Source organism: Flavivirga rizhaonensis (assembly GCF_004791695.1).
Classification (GTDB): domain Bacteria; phylum Bacteroidota; class Bacteroidia; order Flavobacteriales; family Flavobacteriaceae; genus Flavivirga; species Flavivirga rizhaonensis.
The window spans coordinates 199,110-220,405 of sequence record NZ_SRSO01000002.1 but is presented as its reverse complement, the minus strand read 5'-3'; the positions used below and the strand labels follow the sequence as shown (position 1 = coordinate 220,405).

At 34.2% G+C, this 21,296-nt stretch carries 10 protein-coding genes; 2 read left to right on the top strand and 8 right to left on the bottom strand.

The features are described from left to right. Nucleotides 1–30: 30 nt before the first annotated feature. The 5 genes from EM932_RS02830 to EM932_RS02810 all read right to left on the bottom strand — a co-directional run bounded on the left by EM932_RS02830 (nucleotide 31) and on the right by EM932_RS02810 (nucleotide 12,840). Nucleotides 31–963: a PorP/SprF family type IX secretion system membrane protein gene (locus tag EM932_RS02830; protein WP_135875316.1), complete on the bottom strand. Its 933-nt coding sequence runs from the start codon at nucleotides 961–963 to the stop codon at nucleotides 31–33. A 42-nt stretch (nucleotides 964–1,005) separates the two neighbouring features. Further along, complete coding sequence (locus EM932_RS02825) at nucleotides 1,006–2,256, bottom strand: gliding motility-associated C-terminal domain-containing protein (protein ID WP_246040854.1); 1,251 nt, start codon at nucleotides 2,254–2,256, stop codon at nucleotides 1,006–1,008. A 198-nt stretch (nucleotides 2,257–2,454) separates the two neighbouring features. After that, entirely contained in the window at nucleotides 2,455–6,246 is a 3,792-nt protein-coding gene (locus EM932_RS02820) for a BspA family leucine-rich repeat surface protein (protein ID WP_211344249.1), read from the bottom strand. A 123-nt stretch (nucleotides 6,247–6,369) separates the two neighbouring features. Beyond that, on the bottom strand, nucleotides 6,370–11,577 hold the full coding sequence (locus tag EM932_RS02815) for a beta strand repeat-containing protein (protein ID WP_135875271.1): 5,208 nt from the start codon (nucleotides 11,575–11,577) through the stop codon (nucleotides 6,370–6,372). Between the two features lie 381 nt (nucleotides 11,578–11,958). Further along, on the bottom strand, nucleotides 11,959–12,840 hold the full coding sequence (locus tag EM932_RS02810) for a sensor histidine kinase (protein WP_135875269.1): 882 nt from the start codon (nucleotides 12,838–12,840) through the stop codon (nucleotides 11,959–11,961). A gap of 861 nt (nucleotides 12,841–13,701) precedes the next feature. On the opposite strand from EM932_RS02810, the gene EM932_RS02805 reads away from it, so the two are divergent. Next, complete coding sequence (locus EM932_RS02805) at nucleotides 13,702–14,463, top strand: LytR/AlgR family response regulator transcription factor (RefSeq protein ID WP_135875267.1); 762 nt, start codon at nucleotides 13,702–13,704, stop codon at nucleotides 14,461–14,463. Nucleotides 14,464–14,470: 7 nt separating this feature from the next. Here EM932_RS02805 and EM932_RS02800 read toward each other — a convergent pair whose 3' ends face one another. From EM932_RS02800 to EM932_RS02790, 3 genes are all read right to left on the bottom strand, one after another. Continuing rightward, nucleotides 14,471–17,617 carry a sensor histidine kinase gene (locus tag EM932_RS02800; protein WP_135875265.1) on the bottom strand — a complete coding sequence of 1,049 codons (3,147 nt, stop codon included), beginning with the start codon at nucleotides 17,615–17,617 and terminating at the stop codon, nucleotides 14,471–14,473. Between the two features lie 699 nt (nucleotides 17,618–18,316). After that, nucleotides 18,317–18,919, bottom strand: a complete 603-nt coding sequence (locus tag EM932_RS02795) for a trimeric intracellular cation channel family protein (protein WP_135875263.1) — start codon at nucleotides 18,917–18,919, stop codon at nucleotides 18,317–18,319. A 609-nt stretch (nucleotides 18,920–19,528) separates the two neighbouring features. After that, on the bottom strand, nucleotides 19,529–20,248 hold the full coding sequence (locus tag EM932_RS02790; protein WP_135875261.1) for an RDD family protein: 720 nt from the start codon (nucleotides 20,246–20,248) through the stop codon (nucleotides 19,529–19,531). 24 nt (nucleotides 20,249–20,272) lie between these two features. Here EM932_RS02790 and EM932_RS02785 point away from each other — a divergent pair, with 24 nt between their 5' ends. Then, entirely contained in the window at nucleotides 20,273–21,262 is a 990-nt protein-coding gene (locus EM932_RS02785) for a stage II sporulation protein M (RefSeq protein WP_135875259.1), read from the top strand. Nucleotides 21,263–21,296: the final 34 nt, after the last annotated feature.

Sequence of the window (21,296 nt, the reverse complement as noted above, 5' to 3'; positions counted from 1 at the left end):
TATTAATAATTAGTTTAAAACGCAGAATCACTAAAAGAATCTTGGTGATATTTTATTACGAGTTCTGGTAAACAGCTCCCATCTCAGAAAAACTTCATGAGATCCGTCATTATATCGTCCTAAATCTGTAGTATCTGTATCGTACGCATATCCCACCATTAACTGATCTGTTACTTGAAAACCAGCCAAAGCACTAATTGCAGCATCTACCCTATAAGCTGCTCCCAGTGTGAGTTTTTGGTTATACCAAAAATTTGCTGACACATCAACACCCAGAGGTGAACCAGACACTATACTTGTTAAGAATGCTGGTTTAAACTTCCACATATCGTTTAAATCGAAAACATACCCTCCTGTTACAAATACATGTATACGCTCTGAAGCTGTAGATATAGTGCTATTATCATAATGCTCTGTATTTAAAACATTAGGAACTGATAAACCTACATACCATTTATCTGTATGTAGCATGGTACCAACCCCAATGATGGGTTGAAACCTATCTTCTATATTCGTTTGAAAAACGGGCTCGGTAGGATTATAAATTAATAATTTATTATAATCTACATCTAATAGCTGAAAGCCTGTTTTTAAACCAAAACTAAATTTAGTGTCTTTATCAGAAAATGGTATGGTATATGAATAGTCTATAGCTATATTATTTTCAATAGAAGGGCCTATCTCTTCATTATAAACTGAAAATCCCAGACCAACTCCATTTACTCCAATAGGCGTATTTAAAGAAAACTGTGCTACTTTTGGTGCACCTTCTAGCCCTACCCACTGACTTCTGTAAATACCAGTAATACTAAGTAAACCTCTACTACCAGCATAAGCAGGATTAATTGTAGCTGTATTATACATATACTGAGTAAACTGTGGATTTTGTTGTGCCAGTACGGGTAATGAAAGTAGCATCATAAATACTAGCCATTTTATATTTTTATTCTTATAGATGATCATAAATTCTCTATTTAACATTGATTGTATTTTATATTTTTAAGTCTAATTTGATGCTATATATAGAAATCCTGCCTTTTTTACACGCTGTGCAGGTATAGATGCATTTCCTGGAAATTCATATTCTAAAACATAATAGTAAGTGCCTGTTGGAAGCAATTCTGAATTGCTAACAGTTAAACGCCCATCAGAATACCCTTTAAATACATTATCTGTTTCATTGTATCCTGTTGTTTTATATACTTCCACACCCCAACGATTAAAAATTTTAACCGTATTATTAGGGTAACGGTCAATGCCATCTATAAAGAAAAAATCATTTTTGCTATTACTATTAGGAGATACAGCTGTGTAAATAACCAAATCATCTGGTAAGACTAAATCTGTTTTTACTGTCGCCAGTGTAAACACACCATAACCCGTAACTGGTGCTATGGTTGTAATGGTTTGGTTAGCGGCATCTGGAATACCACCTTCGTCTATCCAAAACCCTAAAGCATCGTCCCATCGTACTATATGTATAGCATCTGGATCTGCATTATTAATAAATGTGGGTGATGTATCAGCATCCCATCTTAGAGTTATTATTGCATCAGAACTTCCACTGGTTCTATCTATTACCCAATATTCTGTATCATCAATTTGCTCTATAATACCAGCCGCCAAATTATGTGGATTGGTTGCATTACTATTCTCTAAAAAATATTGCGCAGTATAAGTATCTGTTGGTAAGTTAGGTGCATTCATAGCCACTGGGTTGTAAAACCCGCCATTGCCTACAGGAAATTCAAAACTGGTATCTCCTACTTTTACTACTTCGCCATCTATATAGCTAATATCACTGGTAGCAACATGATCTGCATCTCTAAGAAAAGTGAAGGTTCCACCAAAATTACTATTATCGACAATACCTTCATCAAACTCACTTTCGTTATCTATATTGATGCTACCAGATAGTTGAAATGGTACTGCTGTACTTGTATTAGAGAATAAAACATTATAAAAAAAGCTTTCTTGAATACCTGTAATTTGTTGTACCACATTACCTTGAAAGCTTGTAAGGCCTTCGTTAATAAAATCTATCGTGCCATCGTTATTAAAATTTGCATAAATAAATAGCTCACCGTCATTAAGCATATTCCCACTTGTGGTATTATTAAAATCATTAATAATACTTACTTGAGTATTTGGCAATATGACCATTTCTCCCGTATTGATAGTTTGTGCCTGTGTTTGTAATATTAGTAATAGCATTACTAATATTGGTAATGGCTTTATTTGCACTTTTGTATTCATAATATTTTACGTATTAGTATGTTGTACTACTTAATTATTCATTATCGTAATATAAGGGTGGCATTGGATTGCTCACTATTAAAGCCCCTACCTTAACCATAGATTGATCTTACTTATTCAACCTACCCTTTCATAAGTAAGGCAACCTCCTAATCCCTAACTAACTATACCACCCTTTATTAAATTTATTCACTTGATTTAATTAGCATTTCTACCAGTAACCATAGGTTGTTCGCTACCATTTAAGAAAAACTTACCATGGCGTAAACGCCCGTTTAAATTGATATTATCCAGAAAATCTATGCCTACTATGGTATTACAATCCAAAATTGGTACAGTAGTACTTGTTATTGCTGTTGTATTAAAAGAGATGTTTAAATCGGCTATATTATCACTACTACTGTTATTTGTAGCATTACCACTTAGTACGAGTGTTGCCGTAGTATCTCCGTTACTTAAAACAAACTGTGGTGTAAGACCTGGTGATAAATTCCCGATGGTAAAACCGCCATCTAAAATATCATCATTATTAACATCTGCGAACGTATCATTGGAGACATTATATATGAATGGGCTGGTGTTAGTAGCTATACTACCATTATTAATTGATGCTTCTTCGTAATTATCTGCTTCACCTACTGCAAATTCTATGATACTATCTCTAACCAATCCACTTACATATAGTTTTGATCCATTAGCATTAAAGGCTAAACCACGAGGTATGGCTTCAAAAGTTGTTACCGAAAATTCTTCTGAGGCTCCAGAGTAAACCGCCGTGGAGACATCAAAACCTGTACTTAAATTATATTCTACTACGGCATCTCCGCTGTTTCCTATAACAAACATTTTAGTACCGTCTGTATTAAAAGCTAACCCTGTTGGTTCACTCTCTTGAGCTACTACAGAAAATTCTTCAGCCGCTCCAGCGTAAACCATTGTAGAAATATCAAAATTAGCTCGTAAAATATACTCTATTACAGCATCATCAGATACTCCTATAATAAACATTTTACTACCATCTGTATTAAAGGCCAAATCTGTTGGAAAGCTCTCTTGAGAGATAAAACGTCGATGAAAACCACCAGCAAAAACTGCCGTAGAGACATCAAAACCTGTACCTAGATTGTATTGATATAATCCAGAAGAACCGCCAGGACCTATTCCATTAATAATAAATAGTTTAGTGCCGTCTGTACTAAAAGCAAAATTGAGAGGATTTGGAACCTGCCCTCCAAAAAAGAATTCCTGTGAAGCACCGGCGTAAACCGCTGTTGAGACATCAAAACCTGTACTTAAATTATATTCTACTATGGCATCATCGCTATCGCCTATAACAAACATTTTGGTGCCATCTGTATTAAATTCGACGCCTCTTAGCTGATTTTCTTGTGCATTTACAGAAAACTGGTTTGAGAATTCAGAAGTAGACACATCAAAAATGTTGGCACATACGATAGCTGAATCTATAAAATCTATACCCGTTGTACTGCTACAATTTAGAGTGGGTGCTGTATTACTTGTTACAGCTGTTGCATTAAATACAATGTTTAAAGTGGCTATACTATTGCTACTATTATTATTAGCGGCATTACCACTTAATACTAAGGTCGCTCTAGTATCTCCATGACTTAAAACAAATTCTGCTGTAAGACCTGATGGTAAATTACTTATGGTAAAACCGCCATCTAATACATCATCATTATTAGTATCTGAAAAGGTATCATTAATTATTGTATATACTAATGGCTTGGTGTTTGCCATTATATTTCCATTAGTAGCTGTAGCTTCATGATAATTATCTACATCTTGTACAAATTCTAATACATAATTACCTCCAAATAATCCATCCAAAACATATAATTTTGTTCCATTTGTATTAAAAACCAAATCAACAGGACTTGCTGAATAACCTAAAAGAGAAAATTCTTCTGAAGTTCCTGCGTAAACTGCTGTAGAGACATCAAAACCTGCACTTAAATTATATTCTACTACAGCATCACCATTTAGCCCTATAACAAACATTTTGGTTCCATCTGTATTAAATGTTAAACCTGTTGGACTACTTTCTTGTCCTCCTACAAAGAATTCTTCTGAAGCTCCAGCATAAACAGCTGTAGAAACATCGAAACCTGTACTTAAATTATATTCTACTACGGCACCATCATCAACTCCTACAGCAAACATTTTAGTACCGTCTGTATTAAAAGCTAAACCTGTAGGTGATGTCTCTTGACCTCCCACAAAAAATTCTTCCGCTGCCCCTGCGTGAATGGCAGTAGAGACATCAAAAGCAACGCCTAAATTATATTCTACTACAGCATCTCCGTTTAGTCCTATAACAAACATTTTAGTACCTTCTGCATTAAAAGTTAACCCATGAGGATCACTTTCTTGACCTCCTACAAAGAATTGTTCTGCCGCTCCTGCATAAACTGCTGTAGTGGTATCAAAACCAATACTTAAATTATATTCCGCTATAATATCATCATTACCACCAAGACCTTCTGCTATAGCAAACATTTTGGTACCATCTGTGTTAAATGCTAAACCTGTTGGAGCGTCAAGATGTAGCGTTACTTCAAATCTGTTTGAGAATTTAGAAATAGATGATGCATTAAAGGCATCTCCACACGTTATAATTGGTGTACACCCTAAAACGTCTCCTACAAACGTAAATATACCTGCTGTTTGCATAGCATCACGCTGGGTTTGCGCACTACAATACTGCAAACCATTAGCGCCTATGGTAACATTAGGATTACCAAACCCTTGTGCATCCCAGCCTGTTAATGTGGCATCCCAATTAGCTAGTGAAAGACCACTATTATCTAAAAAACCAACACCACTAGTAAGATTACCTATATTCCACGCTCCTAAAGATTGATTAAAGGTAGTTGCATTATTAAACATAGAATTCATATCAATAACACTAGATACATCCCAACTACCGATAGGCTGATTAAATACTGTATTATTGAAAAACATCCCCCCCATATTAGTAACACTAGACACATCCCAATTACCTATAGGTTGATTAAATGCTGAAGAAAGAAACATTAAATTCATATCTACTACATTAGACACATCCCAATTATTTAAAGGCTGATTAAAACTTGTAGCTCTACGAAACATATCATCCATGACAATAACTGAAGACACATTCCAATTGTTTAAAGGCTGGTTAAAACTTGTAGCTCCATTAAAAACTCCTTGCATATTGGTAACCAAAGACACATCCCAGTTGCCTATGGGTTGATTAAATACTGTATTATTGAAAAACATGCCTGTTAAATTGGTTACAGAAGACGTTACCCAATTGCCTATAGGCTGGTTAAACGGGCAATTACTAAACATAAAACCCATGTTAGTTACATTAGAGACATCCCAATTATTTAGGGGCTGGTTAAAAGGTGTATCTCCAAACATTCCTCCCGTAGTAGTAACATTAGAGACATCCCAAGTATTAAATGCCGGTGTACCTACCATAGAAGTACAATTCGCAAACATGAGTATCATATTGAATACTTGACTTAAATTTGGAGCATCAAAAGCTACAACGTCTAGGTTGATACAACTGTGATAAGCACTATGCATAGACAGCCATACAATGCTATTTCCCCATTGATCTATAGACACTATTTTACCGTTATCTGTGTTAGTACCACTAGGTTCAAACTGAATTTGTTCTAAATTTCCTGCTCCAGAAATGGCATTACGTAAAGCTATTTGTATAACACCTGCAGCGTAACCATGAGCGGTTACATCTATAGTAATTCTACCTGTTTGGTTTAAAAGCTCATAACTGCCATCGTTACCTATATCTACATCATAGCGCCCCCCTATTGCAGGTATAATTATGGAGTTGCTATTAGAAACTCCTGCATTGGTTGTATTCCAAGTGGTAATGTACTCCGCTTGTGCCATAGCCCCCATAGAAGACAAGAACACTATGGTTAGCATCTGTAACTTTTTTTGTAATAGGTGCATCATAATTTTATTCATTTATTTTTTACACATTTATACACTTATAATAATAACTATTGTTAAAATAAGTAGGGATAAGCCTTGTAACTCTAAATAAATAGAGCTAACAAGGCTTGCTATTAATCCAACCTAATACCTGCTTTTATTATAGTTTAATGTAATGTCTCCTATACGTATAAAACTTGCTCCTTGAATCGCAACATCTGATACTGTTAGTTTAACAACTATAATAAGTGTATCTCCAGCTACTGCTGACGCTAAAGCTGCATTAAGCGCTATCGCACTTTCTGTAAAAGCTCCTGAGCCAGCTACTGGTCCATTATTTTGTAACGCGACACCACTTCCTTCTTCAAAGACATCTGCTTCAAAAGAGGCATTTGCTGTCCCTTGAAAATCAATAACCATTGCTGGTGTTGTGCTAGACCAACTATTAAAATCGTTAGGGACTGTTAGACGTAATACCACATCATAATCATTAGTACCTCCATCTGTTTCAAAATTGCTTGCCTCATAGTAATTCATAAATGTTGGTGCCCCAAAATTGTCACTGGTTATGGTAATACTATTGTTAGATCCGTCTGCACTAAGTACTCCACCAGCATATTCTGCACTTAAAACCATTTTGTTTGCTACAATTTCATTGGCATTTACATATAATCCACCATCTGTTCCTGTAGATAACACATTATTAGCGTCTGTACTTAACAAGATAATATCTGCTGTATGATTGCTTACTCCAGACAAGGCTACTCCAGTAGCATTACCATCTGTAGTTACTGCTAATGCTGTTTCAGCAGCTGTAGTTATATCTGCTAAGGCTACACTTACTGTGTTAGCATCTGAATCTGTAAGTACTAAATCTGTTCCTACTATGGCAAAAGCTGTATTGGTTGTGTTGGTATCAATACTTGCTGCTATGGTTGCTAGTGCCACTGTGGCGGTATTACCATCTTCCAGGGTAATGCTTAAATCGTTGCCGACAATACTAAAATCTGTAATGGTCTGGTCATCGGTATCTACACCTGCAGCTATGTCTGCCAAAGCTGCACTTACCGTATTGCCATCTGAATCTGTAATTACTAAATCACTGCCTACTATTGCAAAAGCCGTATTGGTCGTATTGGTATCAATGCTTGCTGCTATGGTTGCTAGTGCCACTGTGGCGGTATTACCATCTTCCAGGGTAATGCTTAAATCGTTGCCGACGATACTAAAATCTGTAATGGTTTGGTCATCGGTATCTACGCCTGCTGCAATACTTGCTAAAGTTGTACTTACTGTGTTACCGTCGGAATCTATAATTACCAAATCACTTCCTACGATAGCAAAAGCCGTATTGGTCGTATTGGTATCAATACTTGCTGCTATGGTTGCTAGTGCCACTGTGGCGGTATTACCATCTTCCAGGGTAATGCTTAAATCGTTACCGACAATGCTAAAATCTGTAATGGTCTGGTCATCGGTATCTACGCCTGCGGCTATATCTGCCAAAGCTGCACTTACCGTATTGCCGTCTGAATCTGTAATGACCAAATCACTGCCTACTATGGCAAAAGCTGTATTGGTGGTATTGGTATCAATACCTGTTGCTAAACTTGATAATGGGGCACTTACGTTATTCCCATCTGAATCTGTAAGTACTAAATCTGTTCCTACTATGGCAAAAGCAGTATTCGTGGTATTCGTATCTACTCCCGCTGCAATATCTGCTAAGGCTACTGTTGCGGTATTGCCATCTTCTAAAGTGATACTTAAATCATTCCCCACTATACTGAAATCTGTAACCGTTTGATCATCGGTATCTACGCCTGCGGCTATGTCTGCCAAAGCTGCACTTACCGTATTGCCGTCTGAATCTGTAATTACCAAATCACTGCCTACTATTGCAAAAGCCGTATTGGTTGTGTTGGTATCTACACCTGCCGCTATAGTTGCTAAAGCTACTGTGGCAGTATTGCCATCTTCTAAGGTGATGCTTAAATCATTCCCTACTATACTGAAATCTGTAACCGTTTGATCATCGGTATCTACGCCTGCGGCTATGTCTGCCAAAGCTGCACTTACCGTATTGCCGTCGGAATCTGTAATGACCAAATCACTGCCTACTATGGCAAAAGCCGTATTGGTGGTATTCGTATCTACTCCTGCTGCGATATCTGCCAAGGCTACTGTTGCGGTATTGCCATCTTCTAGCGTAATGCTTAAATCATTCCCCACTATACTGAAATCTGTAACCGTTTGATCATCGGTATCTACCCCTGCGGCTATGTCTGCCAAAGCTGCACTTACCGTATTGCCATCTGAATCTGTAATGACCAAATCACTGCCTACGATAGCAAAAGCTGTATTCGTGGTATTAGTATCTACACCAGCTGCAATATCTGCTAAGGCTACTGTGGCGGTATTGCCATCTTCTAGCGTAATGCTTAAATCATTCCCTACTATACTGAAGTCTGTAACCGTTTGATCATCGGTATCTACCCCTGCGGCTATGTCCGCCAAAGCTGCACTTACCGTGTTGCCGTCGGAATCGGTTATCACTAAATCGTTGCCTACGATAGCAAAAGCCGTATTCGTGGTATTGGTATCTACTCCTGCTGCGATATCTGCTAAGGCTACTGTTGCGGTATTGCCATCTTCTAGCGTAATGCTTAAATCATTCCCCACTATACTGAAATCTGTAACCGTTTGATCATCGGTATCTACCCCTGCGGCTATGTCCGCCAAAGCTGCACTTACCGTATTGCCGTCGGAATCGGTTATCACTAAATCGTTGCCTACTATGGCAAAAGCAGTATTCGTGGTATTCGTATCTACTCCCGCTGCAATATCTGCTAAGGCTACTGTGGCGGTATTGCCATCTTCTAGCGTAATGCTTAAATCATTCCCCACTATACTGAAATCTGTAACCGTTTGATCATCCGTATCTACGCCTGCGGCTATGTCCGCCAAAGCTGCACTTACCGTATTGCCGTCGGAATCTGTAATGACCAAATCACTGCCTACTATGGCAAAAGCTGTATTTGTTGTGTTGGTATCTACTCCCACTGCAATATCTGCTAAGGCTACTGTTGCGGTATTGCCATCTTCTAGCGTAATGCTTAAATCATTCCCCACTATACTGAAATCTGTAACCGTTTGATCATCGGTATCTACGCCTGCGGCTATGTCCGCCAAAGCTGCACTTACCGTATTGCCGTCGGAATCTGTAATTACCAAATCACTGCCTACTATAGCAAAAGCCGTATTCGTGGTATTGGTATCTACACCAGCTGCAATATCTGCTAAGGCTACTGTTGCGGTATTGCCATCTTCTAAGGTGATACTTAAATCGGTGCCTACTATACTGAAGTCAGTAACGGTTTGGTCGTCCGTATCTATATTTGTCAAGGGAACTATTCTTCTATTACCTCTTTCTAACTCAAGCTCTAAATTATTTCCAACTACAGTGAAATCTATAATATTTTGATTATCTCGGGCTTCAAGAGTAACATCTCCTAATAAAGCATTAGCGTCCCCACCTACTATAATTGAGTTACCAGGTGAAGTAATATTCCCATCTCCTGTTAAGCCTGCCACATTTACCTCAACGTTAACATCTTCGAACATTGAATTGGTTGGTGTTCCAGAAATAGTTACTGTATTTCCTGTAGATGTTAATGTTCCATCTGCTGCACCCGCAGTTATTAAAGCATTGTCAATATATGAACCGCCATCCGTTCCCGTAGTAATAAGGTTACCTGCATCTATACTTGTAACATCTGCAGTTTGATTGACCCCTAACTCATTAATATAAGTAATAACACCATTAACATTATTCTGTGCTAAATTAGTAGCCGTTTCATTAGCTGTAACTAATGCACCTACATTTAGTACTGTAGCCCCTCCATCCTCATCATTATAAGTTATAGTTCCCAGTACTTGATTTATACTGATTGATGTTACAGTTTCTAAATTATCAATAATTGGAGCTAAATCTATTTGCATAACCACACCATCCTCATCCATATAATCCAAATTTCTTCCATCTGCATTTAAACCTATAGTAGTCAAGGTTTCGTTGGCATTGACAATATTGGTAATGTTGTTTATTACATCTTGAAGGGTCACATTAACATCTGTATTACCATCGTTATCTATATCGATCGTATTATCGGTAATATTGATGTTATCTGAATTTGCATAAATTGTAATCGTATTTGCAACACCATTTTCGTCTGTATAGGTTAATGTTCCTGTTGCCTGATCGCTCGTTAAGGTGGTTAGCGTTTCCAGATTGGCAATAATTGCCGATAAATCTATCTGAGTAACCACACCATCCTCATCCATATAATCTAAATTAATACCGTCTGCATTTAAGCCTATCGTAGTTAGTGTTTCATTGGCATTTATTATATTGGTGATATTATTTATAACATCTTGAAGGGTCACATTAACATCGGTATTACCATCGTTATCTATATCGATCGTATTATCGGTAATATTGATGTTATCTGAATTTGCGTAAACTGTAATGGTGTTTGCAACACCAGCTTCGTCTGTATAGATTAATGTTCCTGCTACCGGATCACTCGTTAAAGACGTTAGCGTTTCCAGATTATCAATAATTGCCGATAAATCTATCTGAGTAACGTTACCATCTTCATCCATGTAATCTAAATTGATGCCGTCTGCATTTAATCCGATGGTTGTTAAGGTCTCATTAGCATCTATAATATTGGTCATATTATCTATAACATCCTGCAAGGTGACATCAACATCGGTATTGCCATCGTTATCTATATCGATACTATTATCTATAATGTTTACATTCTCTGAATTAACAGATATAACAACGATATTAGCGACATTATCTTCATCTGTATAGGTTACAGTACCATCTCCATTATCTACTAATGCGGTTAATGTTTCTGTATTATCAACCACTGTAGAAAGGTTTACAGTACTAAGTACATTGTCTTCATCCATATACTCTAGTGTAAAACCATCTGCATTAAGTGTAAATGTTGTAAGTGTCTCAAATGTTGCGACATCATCACCATTAACAATTCTTTTCCAAGCAGCATCAGAATCCTGCCAGTAATAATATCCTGGAATGATATCTCCCATAGTATTTGTTGCGTATACAATAAGACTATTAACATTACCGTTAGTAATTGTTGTAGTGTCTGTTGTACTTTGTAATGCAACTCTTGGGATAAGCAACCCCTTATCTGATGCCGTAATATCTAATTGGGCAGAGTTATCTGGAAGCGTGTTCCCAATACCAACCTGAGCATTGGTTAATGCAGAAAAAGATAGGCATACTAATAATCCTAAAAGTTTAATTGTTTTCATAAGCAGAAAAATTTACTTTAATATTTTATGGTTATTTATTTTTATATTGAACCAAGTATTATTTTACCTAGTCCTTAATTTATATTTAGATGTGCTCACACCCCTTAATACATTTGTCAAAGGTTATCCTAATAACATTCTATGCAAAGAATAAACCCACCAGTAGGTGTTTTCACGCAACGAGTGACCGAAATAAGAAACAAACGGAAAACAAAAATTACTTACTACGCGTTTAAAGGCTTCAAAAGTCAAAAAGATGCCTTTTTTGCACAGCACTCAAAAAAAATTAATCAATTGATTTACATGTTTTTACACAATTATCAGTAAGTAATAAAATGCCATAAGTACAATGAGGTGATACACATTCGCCTATAAGGTTTATCATTCATGTATTGGAACCGTAAATCCAAATGTAGTCCCTTGGGACATCCCTCTATGAGGTTCTACCCATATCTTGCCTTGACAGCTTTCCAAAAGATTTTTAACCAACTGTAAACCAATACCCCAACTGGATATTAATTGAAGTTTATTATTTAATGGCGCTTTTGTTCTCAATGAAATTTCAAACAGGTTTTCTATTTCATATTTGGTTAGCCCCTTGCCTTTATCTGTTACAGATATTATTAAATTATTAGCTTGCTTAGAACCGTTTATATCTATAACACTAAATTTGGGAGCTGCTTTTATAGCATTAGATAATAAGTTACGAATTGCTGTATCTACAATAGAAACTGGTAAAACTTGTTTTTCGCACAATGCATCGGATAAACTGACAAAAAATTTTAAATGCTTTTCAGAAATAGGTTGTTTCATTAAATCTATATTTCTATTAATCAAACATTCTATTGATATTAGATGCAAATCATCATCCCCATGAATTAGCTTGTTTTTTGCACAAAGCAAAATATTGTCTATAAAACTGAGAGTATTGGTTATTTGCAGATCTAACTCTTTTAAAGCTTTTTTAAAATCTTGTTCCTTGTAGTTTTCATCCAACTGAACCCGCGATAAAGTATTTTTAATACTTACCAAGGGCAATCTATAGTCATGAGATATTATTGGAATGAAAATTTCCTTAACAAAGTTTAGTGCTTTTTCCTGAGAACTTATCTGTAGGCTTTGCTGTCTTAGCTGCTTGCTAAGTGTCGTCTTGTTTTTTCTGAATTCATTAACACATAGTAAAAATACTATTGCTAATATAATAACTGTTAAAGTCAAAAAAATTAAAACTGTATACTGGTGTGTTGATAATAATTGAGTCATGCTGAATCGGGTTTGTTTGTTTTGTTTAATAATATTCAACCCATGTTAGAAAAGTTAACATGAATATCTAATTGCTTTTTAGAGTACTTATTATGAATTGTACCGTGTTATATGCATTAAAAATGAATTTAACATCTGTGCTTGAACTATCTAAGTTCAAATAAGCCTCTCGAAAACTGAATTATCCGTCGTTAGATTTTTTGTTCTCTTTTGGATTGATCTATAAAGATTTGTTATTGAATACTTCATGGTAGCATTTAAAAAGAAATGGAGTGTAATTTGATTCATTTTTTGTAGGTTTTATTGGTGCTTTTTTATTTTTTGAACAGCTATCAAAACAGTATTAACAGCTTTTCATCTGTTTAAATTTCTATTGTTTTTATAAGTCAGATGTAATTCGCCAATAATCATTTCGGTTGGTATCACCTTATTTATTATGGCTCATTTCTTAAAGTTTTATTATATACTTTATAACTAGACTTTAAAAATTGAAAAATGTGAGGGAGTAAGCTTTTTAGAGCAACTTTTTATATAAGTGTTGCCTTATTCAAGCATTATAATTTCATGTAAAATTAGTAAGGGAAGCTTACTTAAATATTGGCGATTAAGGGAACGGCAGGTTTCATTTGCTAATGGGTACTTATACGCAAACTTCTGGTAGTTTCATAATGCAAAACATGTTATTTGTAAGCTTTAGAAAGAAGTATTCCAAAAAATGTAATAATATATGATAAACAAAATGCATTAGATAATACTGCTATATTACTTATAGCGACATAAATAGTCTATTTCTTTTTTAGATATAAAGAAGTTTTATAATTTGTTTACTTTTACTTAATTCAACTTTACAGGCACTTTAAAATGACTATTGTAATAATAGACGACGACATACACGACATAGAATATTGTAAGGAATTATTAGCGAAAAACTTTACCTGTTTTGAGACCGTTATATGTTTCACAAAGCCTATTGAGGGGTTACAATATCTCAACAAGCATAAACCAGATTTGTTAATTGTAGATGTTGAAATGCCCGATTTAAATGGTCTAGATTTACTTACGCACTTGAAGTCTCCAAATACTGAGGTTGTCTTTTGTACAGCACATGATAAGTTTGCTATTGAAGCTTATCGTCATTTTGCCATCGGATTTTTATTAAAACCTTTTAATGAAGCTAAGTTTATTAGCACAATTACTAAAGCTTTACAACGATTGCCCAACAATAAAATAGATAGTATAAATAATAAGCTACTTATTGATAGCCTTGCTTTAGAGAATAAAAAAATTGCCATTCCTACGTTGGGATGTATCTATTTTTCAAAAACAATAGATATTGTTCGGCTAGAAAGCCTGGATGGCTATGCAAAAATATATTTAGTAGATGGAACTATTTATTTAAGTTCTTATGGTATTAAGTATTTTGAAAACTTTTTAACGATGCCTTTATTTTTTAGAACGCATAAATCTCACTTGGTGAATCTTAAAAAAATTAAAAAGTTCTTTCCCGATGGCACATTAGTACTAGATAACGACGAACATATTCCTGTAGCAAGGAGAAGGAGAAAACTTTTATTGGAAATTTTTGATAAGCAAAGTCAAAACCCTTACGTTAAATTAGATTAAAAGGCAACTAATAAGGAATTTTAATAGTAACTCGTGTGCCCCTTTTTCCTTCATTCTTTAAATCTTCGGTTATAATTTCATAGCCAAATTTTCTTTTAGTTGTTTGGTTCATAAGTTTTAACCTTTCATACAATATTTGTGTTGCGTAGGGTTGATGTTCTTGATTCGTTTCTCCCCTATTTTCAATATTGGAAATTCCTAAACCATTATCCTTTATTGTCAAGATCAATTGCTTTGTTCGAATAGACTTTTCAATTTTCAAAATGATGAGTTTATCTTTTTGCTCTATCGGAAAAGCATGTAAAATGCAATTCTCTATTATAGGTTGCAAAATCATGGAAGGAATAAAAATCTTATTAATATTAATTTTTGGTTCACATTGAATGGCAAAAACAATTTTATTTCCCCCTTCAGCATTAATTAGTATTATATAATTCTTAATATATTGTATTTCTTTTGAGAGAAGAATATTATCATTTCTTGTTATATCTAAAGTAAGCCGCATAAGGCTTGAAAAAGCAGATATATGATTTTCCAATTCGGACAATTTCTTATCTCTTACCTTTCTCCTTACCATATTTAACATGTTAAACATAAAATGTGGATGCATTTGAGTTCTTAATGATTTTCGCTCCAACTCAACCATGGCCAAGTGTAATCGATATTTTTTTCGTTGTTTAAGCGTACGGTTTAATATACCATAACTAAATAATCCAAGAAATAATAGCACTACAATAGCTTGAACCCAAGGTCGTTTATAAAAAACCTTCGATACATGCACCTTGTAAAGCAACTCATTGAATGATTCTAATCCTGCCGAATTCAACCCTTTAACTCTCAAAACATAATTCCCAGGGGGTATTGACAACAATTTTAACGTAGTTTGATTACCCAGGTTTATCCAATCATCTGTAAATCCATCTAACCTATATAAATACCGATTGTTTTCTGTATTAAAACAATCGTTAATAGTATATGAAATTGAAAGCGAATTTCTATTGTAAGGTAAATTGAAACTATACCCCGCTTCATTCAACACATCTATTCTTACCTCTTTTTCTTTATCATGGTCATAGTATTCAAACTTAGTAGGGAATATTTTAATTTCTTCGGGCACAGAGCCGCCATTTATGCTATCAAATGCTATGATGCCATTAATCCCTCCAAAATACATTTTATTTTTTGATGACCTGAAGTATGAGCTTTGGTTAAAATCATTAAAGGTTAGCCCATCTTCCACAAAAAACGAAACAACCTTGTTAGTCTTTTTATCATATTTGAAAAGACCTCCATAGGTACTAAACCACATATTTCCACTAGCATCCTCCAGAATCCCAACCACATTCGAATTAGTAAGACCAAATGTTCTATCTATAGTCAGCATTTTTTTAAAATCTTTGTCTACACAAATTGCTCCCACATCTGTAGCCAACCATAAGTTTTCTTGTTGATCCAGAAAAATCATATAAACTTTATTGGTAGGGAAATCTAATGTACTGTTCCCATCATCTTTTTTAAGAGTTAAAAACGTTCCTGTTTTTAGATCCTTTATAAATAGTCCGTTCCTGTCTGTAGAAATGTAGAGTTTATCTTCTGTTTTATGAAGGTCTCTTACAAAAACTTCCTGATTATTGTTAACTGGAAGTATCGATAATTCTTTGAATTTTTTTTGCTTAGTATTAAACTCTTGAAGGCCAAAATTACTGGCAATTAAAAAGGTAGAGTCTGTATGTTTTAGGATATCATAGTATTGTAAATTACCTAATTTCCAATGCGTATCAAAAACATGGTGTTCAAGAATCTTATCTTCAAGAAAATTTATTTTTGTAAGCTTTTTATTCTCGCCTATACACCATGTTGTAGAATCGCTGGTTTTTAAAAACGATCTGATGTAATTTAACGACGGAAAAACATTCTTTGGTACATCGACGTCACCATTATTATTATTATTATTAGAAAGTTTAAATATTCCTGAATAACTAGCTATGAGGATATCTTCATTTGGTAATTCCAAAAACCCTCTTGTACTTACATTTCGTTTCTTAAAATTATAAAGAATTTTATGGAAACCACTCTTTCTAAACCTTATTTTACTAATTCGATTATAACTACTTACATAGATAATATCATTTTTATCAATTACAACATCGTCGATCGCATAAGAAAATGGAATTTCATGTGTTTTTTTTAGGTGAAAACTCTTGTTTATTTCCTCCATTTTATAGAAGCATAATTTTTTCCCAAAGTCATCAATACCTATTAAATCGGCATAGCTCTTTAATATGGGATTTTTGTCTTTGGTAATGGTAATCATCTCTTGTAAAGGGAGATTGATTATCTGTATATCTAAATCTTTTATAAAATTAACTCCATAAACGTCTCCTTTATATGTATAATGTGTTTCTTTAGATTTAGGAAAAATGGCACCATCATTTGTAATGAGTAAACCATCACCACCATTAAATTCCCATTCGGGATTAAAATACTCTTGCTTCTTATAATTTATTGTAGCGGTAAAATCTGCGATTAAATTGATTTTTCCATTTTCAAGGATAAATAGTTTACGACCTTGCCTGCTCAAGATTTTATTGCAGTCGATCACACTTTCAAAAATCAAAAAATTCCTCATAAAATAGGCAGTATCTATATATTTTGGGGCTATTTCAGGAATTTGATATTTTTCAATTGAGAAAGAACGATCCGCTTTCAAAATCTGGTTGTCAACAGTAGCCATCCATACATTTCCATTGCAATCCTCAATAAAGTTATTTACCGAAAATTCCTCTCCCTTTAAAAGCTGTTTGAAGTTTATCTTATCAAAACTTTTATCTAAGCTTTCATTCGATACAAAAACCCCAGTATCGGTACACACCCATACCCTACTCCAGCTGTCAAAAAAAATTACATGTATTATTTTGGGTGGATTTTTTTTATTTTTCTCTAAAAAAGAAGAAAGGATGGCGTGGGTTTCAAAATCCTTTATCAAACCATTATTGGTAGAATACCACAGAAATCCATGATGGTCTATCCCCATTTTATTTCTAATTTTGGGGGTTTCTCCATTGGTATTAATACTAATATCTCTTATCGTATATTCCTGCCCATAAAATAAAGTGCTGAAAATTAAATAATATATAAAAAAGGGAAGTTTCATTATTCAAAGCAGTCCGTTTAAAAGGTGATTGTATAGATTTATACCGTTTCTGATTAGAAATGGTATTATTTATTGCTAAGATAAACTTTTAGCTTGGTCATAAATATTGTGATGTGTCCAAAAAATTAAATAAATAGACCAAATACCCTCAAAATACAGTGTTAACCATATTACTTGATAAATTTAATAGAATCGTCTTAGATACAAGCCATATATCTCTCTAACCTTATATAATAGTTACATTTTTTAATAAAGGTTTTACTTATTTTTATAATAATTATTAACGTTCATTGGGTTAATAGCCCGCTTGCAAAATTATACAGACCGTTCATATAATTGAAATAGATCCATTCACTTTTTTAAAATAGTTTTATCAAAATTTTATTAATTAAAAACTGACCAATGGAAATTATACCTACATCTTTTCAAAAACTATCTACTTTACTTGTCATGATGTTCATTATTTACATAGCATTTATAGCTTTTGCCTTTATTATTCACTTTACATATTGCTACATAAGAGATTATAAAAGTTTCAAAGAGAAGAACAAAGTTGATATATAAATCTTTTAATCTGATACAATTTAAGCTTTAATGGATTATGTTTTTTGGGAACGTACCATTTTTTAATTTAACTTTTTACTTGATAATTCACCTCCATTGATTACTTTCAAAAATTAAATACCAGAACTTAGTATATTAATCTTTATAAACTGTTGGTAGTGCAATTTTAAACTTTACTGCTAATAACCTAACTACAATTACAACTATTCCTGCTATTATAAAAACGATATTGTTATCTATTGGTAACTTACTTAGTAAAAAATAGGTAATTCCTCCAAGTATACAAGCGGTAGCATAAATTTCTTTTCTAAAAATAACAGGGATTTCATTACATAAAATATCCCGTATAACGCCTCCAAAACTAGCAGTCATAGTTCCTAAAGCAATACAAATAATTGGGTGTAGCCCTGCATTCAATCCTTTTTCTATTCCTACTAAAGTGTATAGGCCTATACCAATTGTATCAAATAAAAACAGTGAGGTTCTTAAATAGTTGATTTTACTTCTAAAAAGTATTGCAAAAACTGCAGATGCAATAATAACATAGGTAAATGTAATGTCTTTCATCCAACTTACAGGTGTGTTACCTATAAGTAAATCCCGAAGCGTACCGCCTCCAACTGCTGTAACAAATCCAATAATCAGAATTCCGAATAAATCCATTTTTTTATTGATTGCCACCAATACGCCAGAAATGGCAAAAGCAATGGTTCCTAAAATATCTATGGTATAAAACATATTTTTAATTCGGTTTTAAAAGTTGTTAATCGTTCTCCATATTATTAATAGTTATACATGGAGCGTTAGGGATTGAAGCGGCATCCTTTTTTTAAGGCACAAAAAAAGATATAGTGTAAAGCCCGACCTTCAGGTAACGCCTAAAAAGAAAAATTGGTTCCAACATAAACCCGCTCTTTGCTTGAGACCCTTCGTCTGCGCTCAGGGTAAGCGATTCACACAATTTTTCTAAAAAGAAAAATTGGTTCTCAACATAAACCCGCTCTTTGCTTGAGACCCTTCGTCTGCGCTCAGGGCAAGCGATTCACACAATTTTTCTAAAAAGAAAAATTGGTTCCCAACATAAACCCACTCTTTGCTTGAGACCCTTCGTCTGCGCTCAGGGTAAGCGATTCACACAATTTTTCTAAAAAGAAAAATTGGTTCTCAACATAAACCCGCTCTTTGCTTGAGACCCTTCGTCTGCGCTCAGGGCAAGCGATTCACACAATTTTTCTAAAAAGAAAAATTGGTTCCCAACATAAACCCACTCTTTGCTTGAGACCCTTCGTCTGCGCTCAGGGTAAGCGATTCACACAATTTTTCTAAAAAGAAAAATTGGTTCTCTGCTTACATGTCTTGAGTATAAAAATTATAATCTTTTAAAATAACATCAATAAATTGGGTATTTGTTTTTTGTTTCACATCCTTTATCCCTACTACTTCGACTATTTTCGTTCTTAGCTTTATTAATGTTTGATAATCATTTGCTGCTTTTGCCGTAATAAATGTATCTTTTATAATACGTGCATCATTATCAGACAATCTAATAACATTAGGATACGTTGGTTTATAATCTTGTTTTAAATTTTCTAAAATGGTATGACTAATATTCACACTATCTTTTAATGCTATTACTGCGGTTCCTGCAGCCATATCCCCTAACCTTTGCGTCTTTTTATTAGACAACATCACGAAAAAACCCAGTCCAAAAATATAAACATCTACAATTCTAAAAAACCAACGTACTACATAATCAGACAATGATGCTTGGTAACCATCAATTTTAACAACCCTAATTTTAAGAGCCCGTTTGCCTATGGTTTGTCCTTGAAAAAAAGACTCTAAAGCTAAGGTATAAAACATCACAGGAAAACTCAAAATCGTATTAATACCAATTTGAGACCATTCATCCATGCCCTCAAAGACGCCAAATATTTTATTTAAAATTAGTAAATATCCAATTTTAATGACCATATCAAGTACGAATGCTAGCAATCTTTCTCCTCCACCTGCAGCATTAAACGTTATTTTTACATTTTGGGTCGTGTTAATTTGTAACTCTGACATTTTATATTTTAATTTATCAAATATATGAGGGAAGTTTCATTTATTAAGCAAAATAAGGAAAAATGGTTAAGTTTTGAAAGGGCTGTCTTTAATAATGACTTTGAAAATCCCGACGAGCTTGCATCGCAGTACATTCATTTAATAAATGATTTAGCCTACGCACAAACTTATTACCCTAAGAGTAAGGTTATTATTTACCTTAATCAGTTGGCTGCTAAAGCGTTTCAAAAAATTTATAAAACCAAACGAGAAGACACAAACAGAATTATTGGGTTTTGGAAAACCGAAGTCCCTCTCATTTGTTATCAATACCGAAAGTTTATTTACATCGCATTTATCATCTTTTTTGCCTTTACCTTTATTGGTGTTATTTCTGCTGCCAATGATGGAGAATTTGTACGTTCGGTATTAGGAGATAACTATGTAAACATGTCCATAGAAAATATTGAAGCTGGAGATCCCGTAGCCGTTTATAAAAGTGGTAGCAATTGGGGAAGCTTTATAGGCATTACCATAAACAATCTTCGGGTTGGTATTATTGCTTTTGTTTTAGGTGTTTTTCTAGGAATAGGCACACTGTACATCATGTTTAAAAATTGTATTATGCTGGGATCGTTTCAATATTTCTTTTACGAAAAAGGCGTTTTATGGGAAAGTGTTCGTGGTATATGGATACATGGTGCTATGGAAATTTTCGCTATAGTTATTGAAGCTGCTGCTGGTCTTATTCTAGGAGCCAGTATTTTATTTCCTGCAACGCATTCCAGATACACATCATTTAAACAAGGTGCGAAAACTGGTATTAAAATTTTAATAAGCACCTTCCCATTTACCTTTTCTGCTGGGTTTCTCGAAGGTTTCATTACACGATATTCTAATATTATGCCTAATTGGTTATCTACTGGTATCATTTTAATAACACTAAGTATTATTAGTTATTACTATTTAATTTACCCTTTTAAAATTCAGAAGGAAATTACTCAACCCCAAACCATAAGTTCTATTCTTAATTGAAATCCAATAGATTACATATAATCTTTTTTTTGTC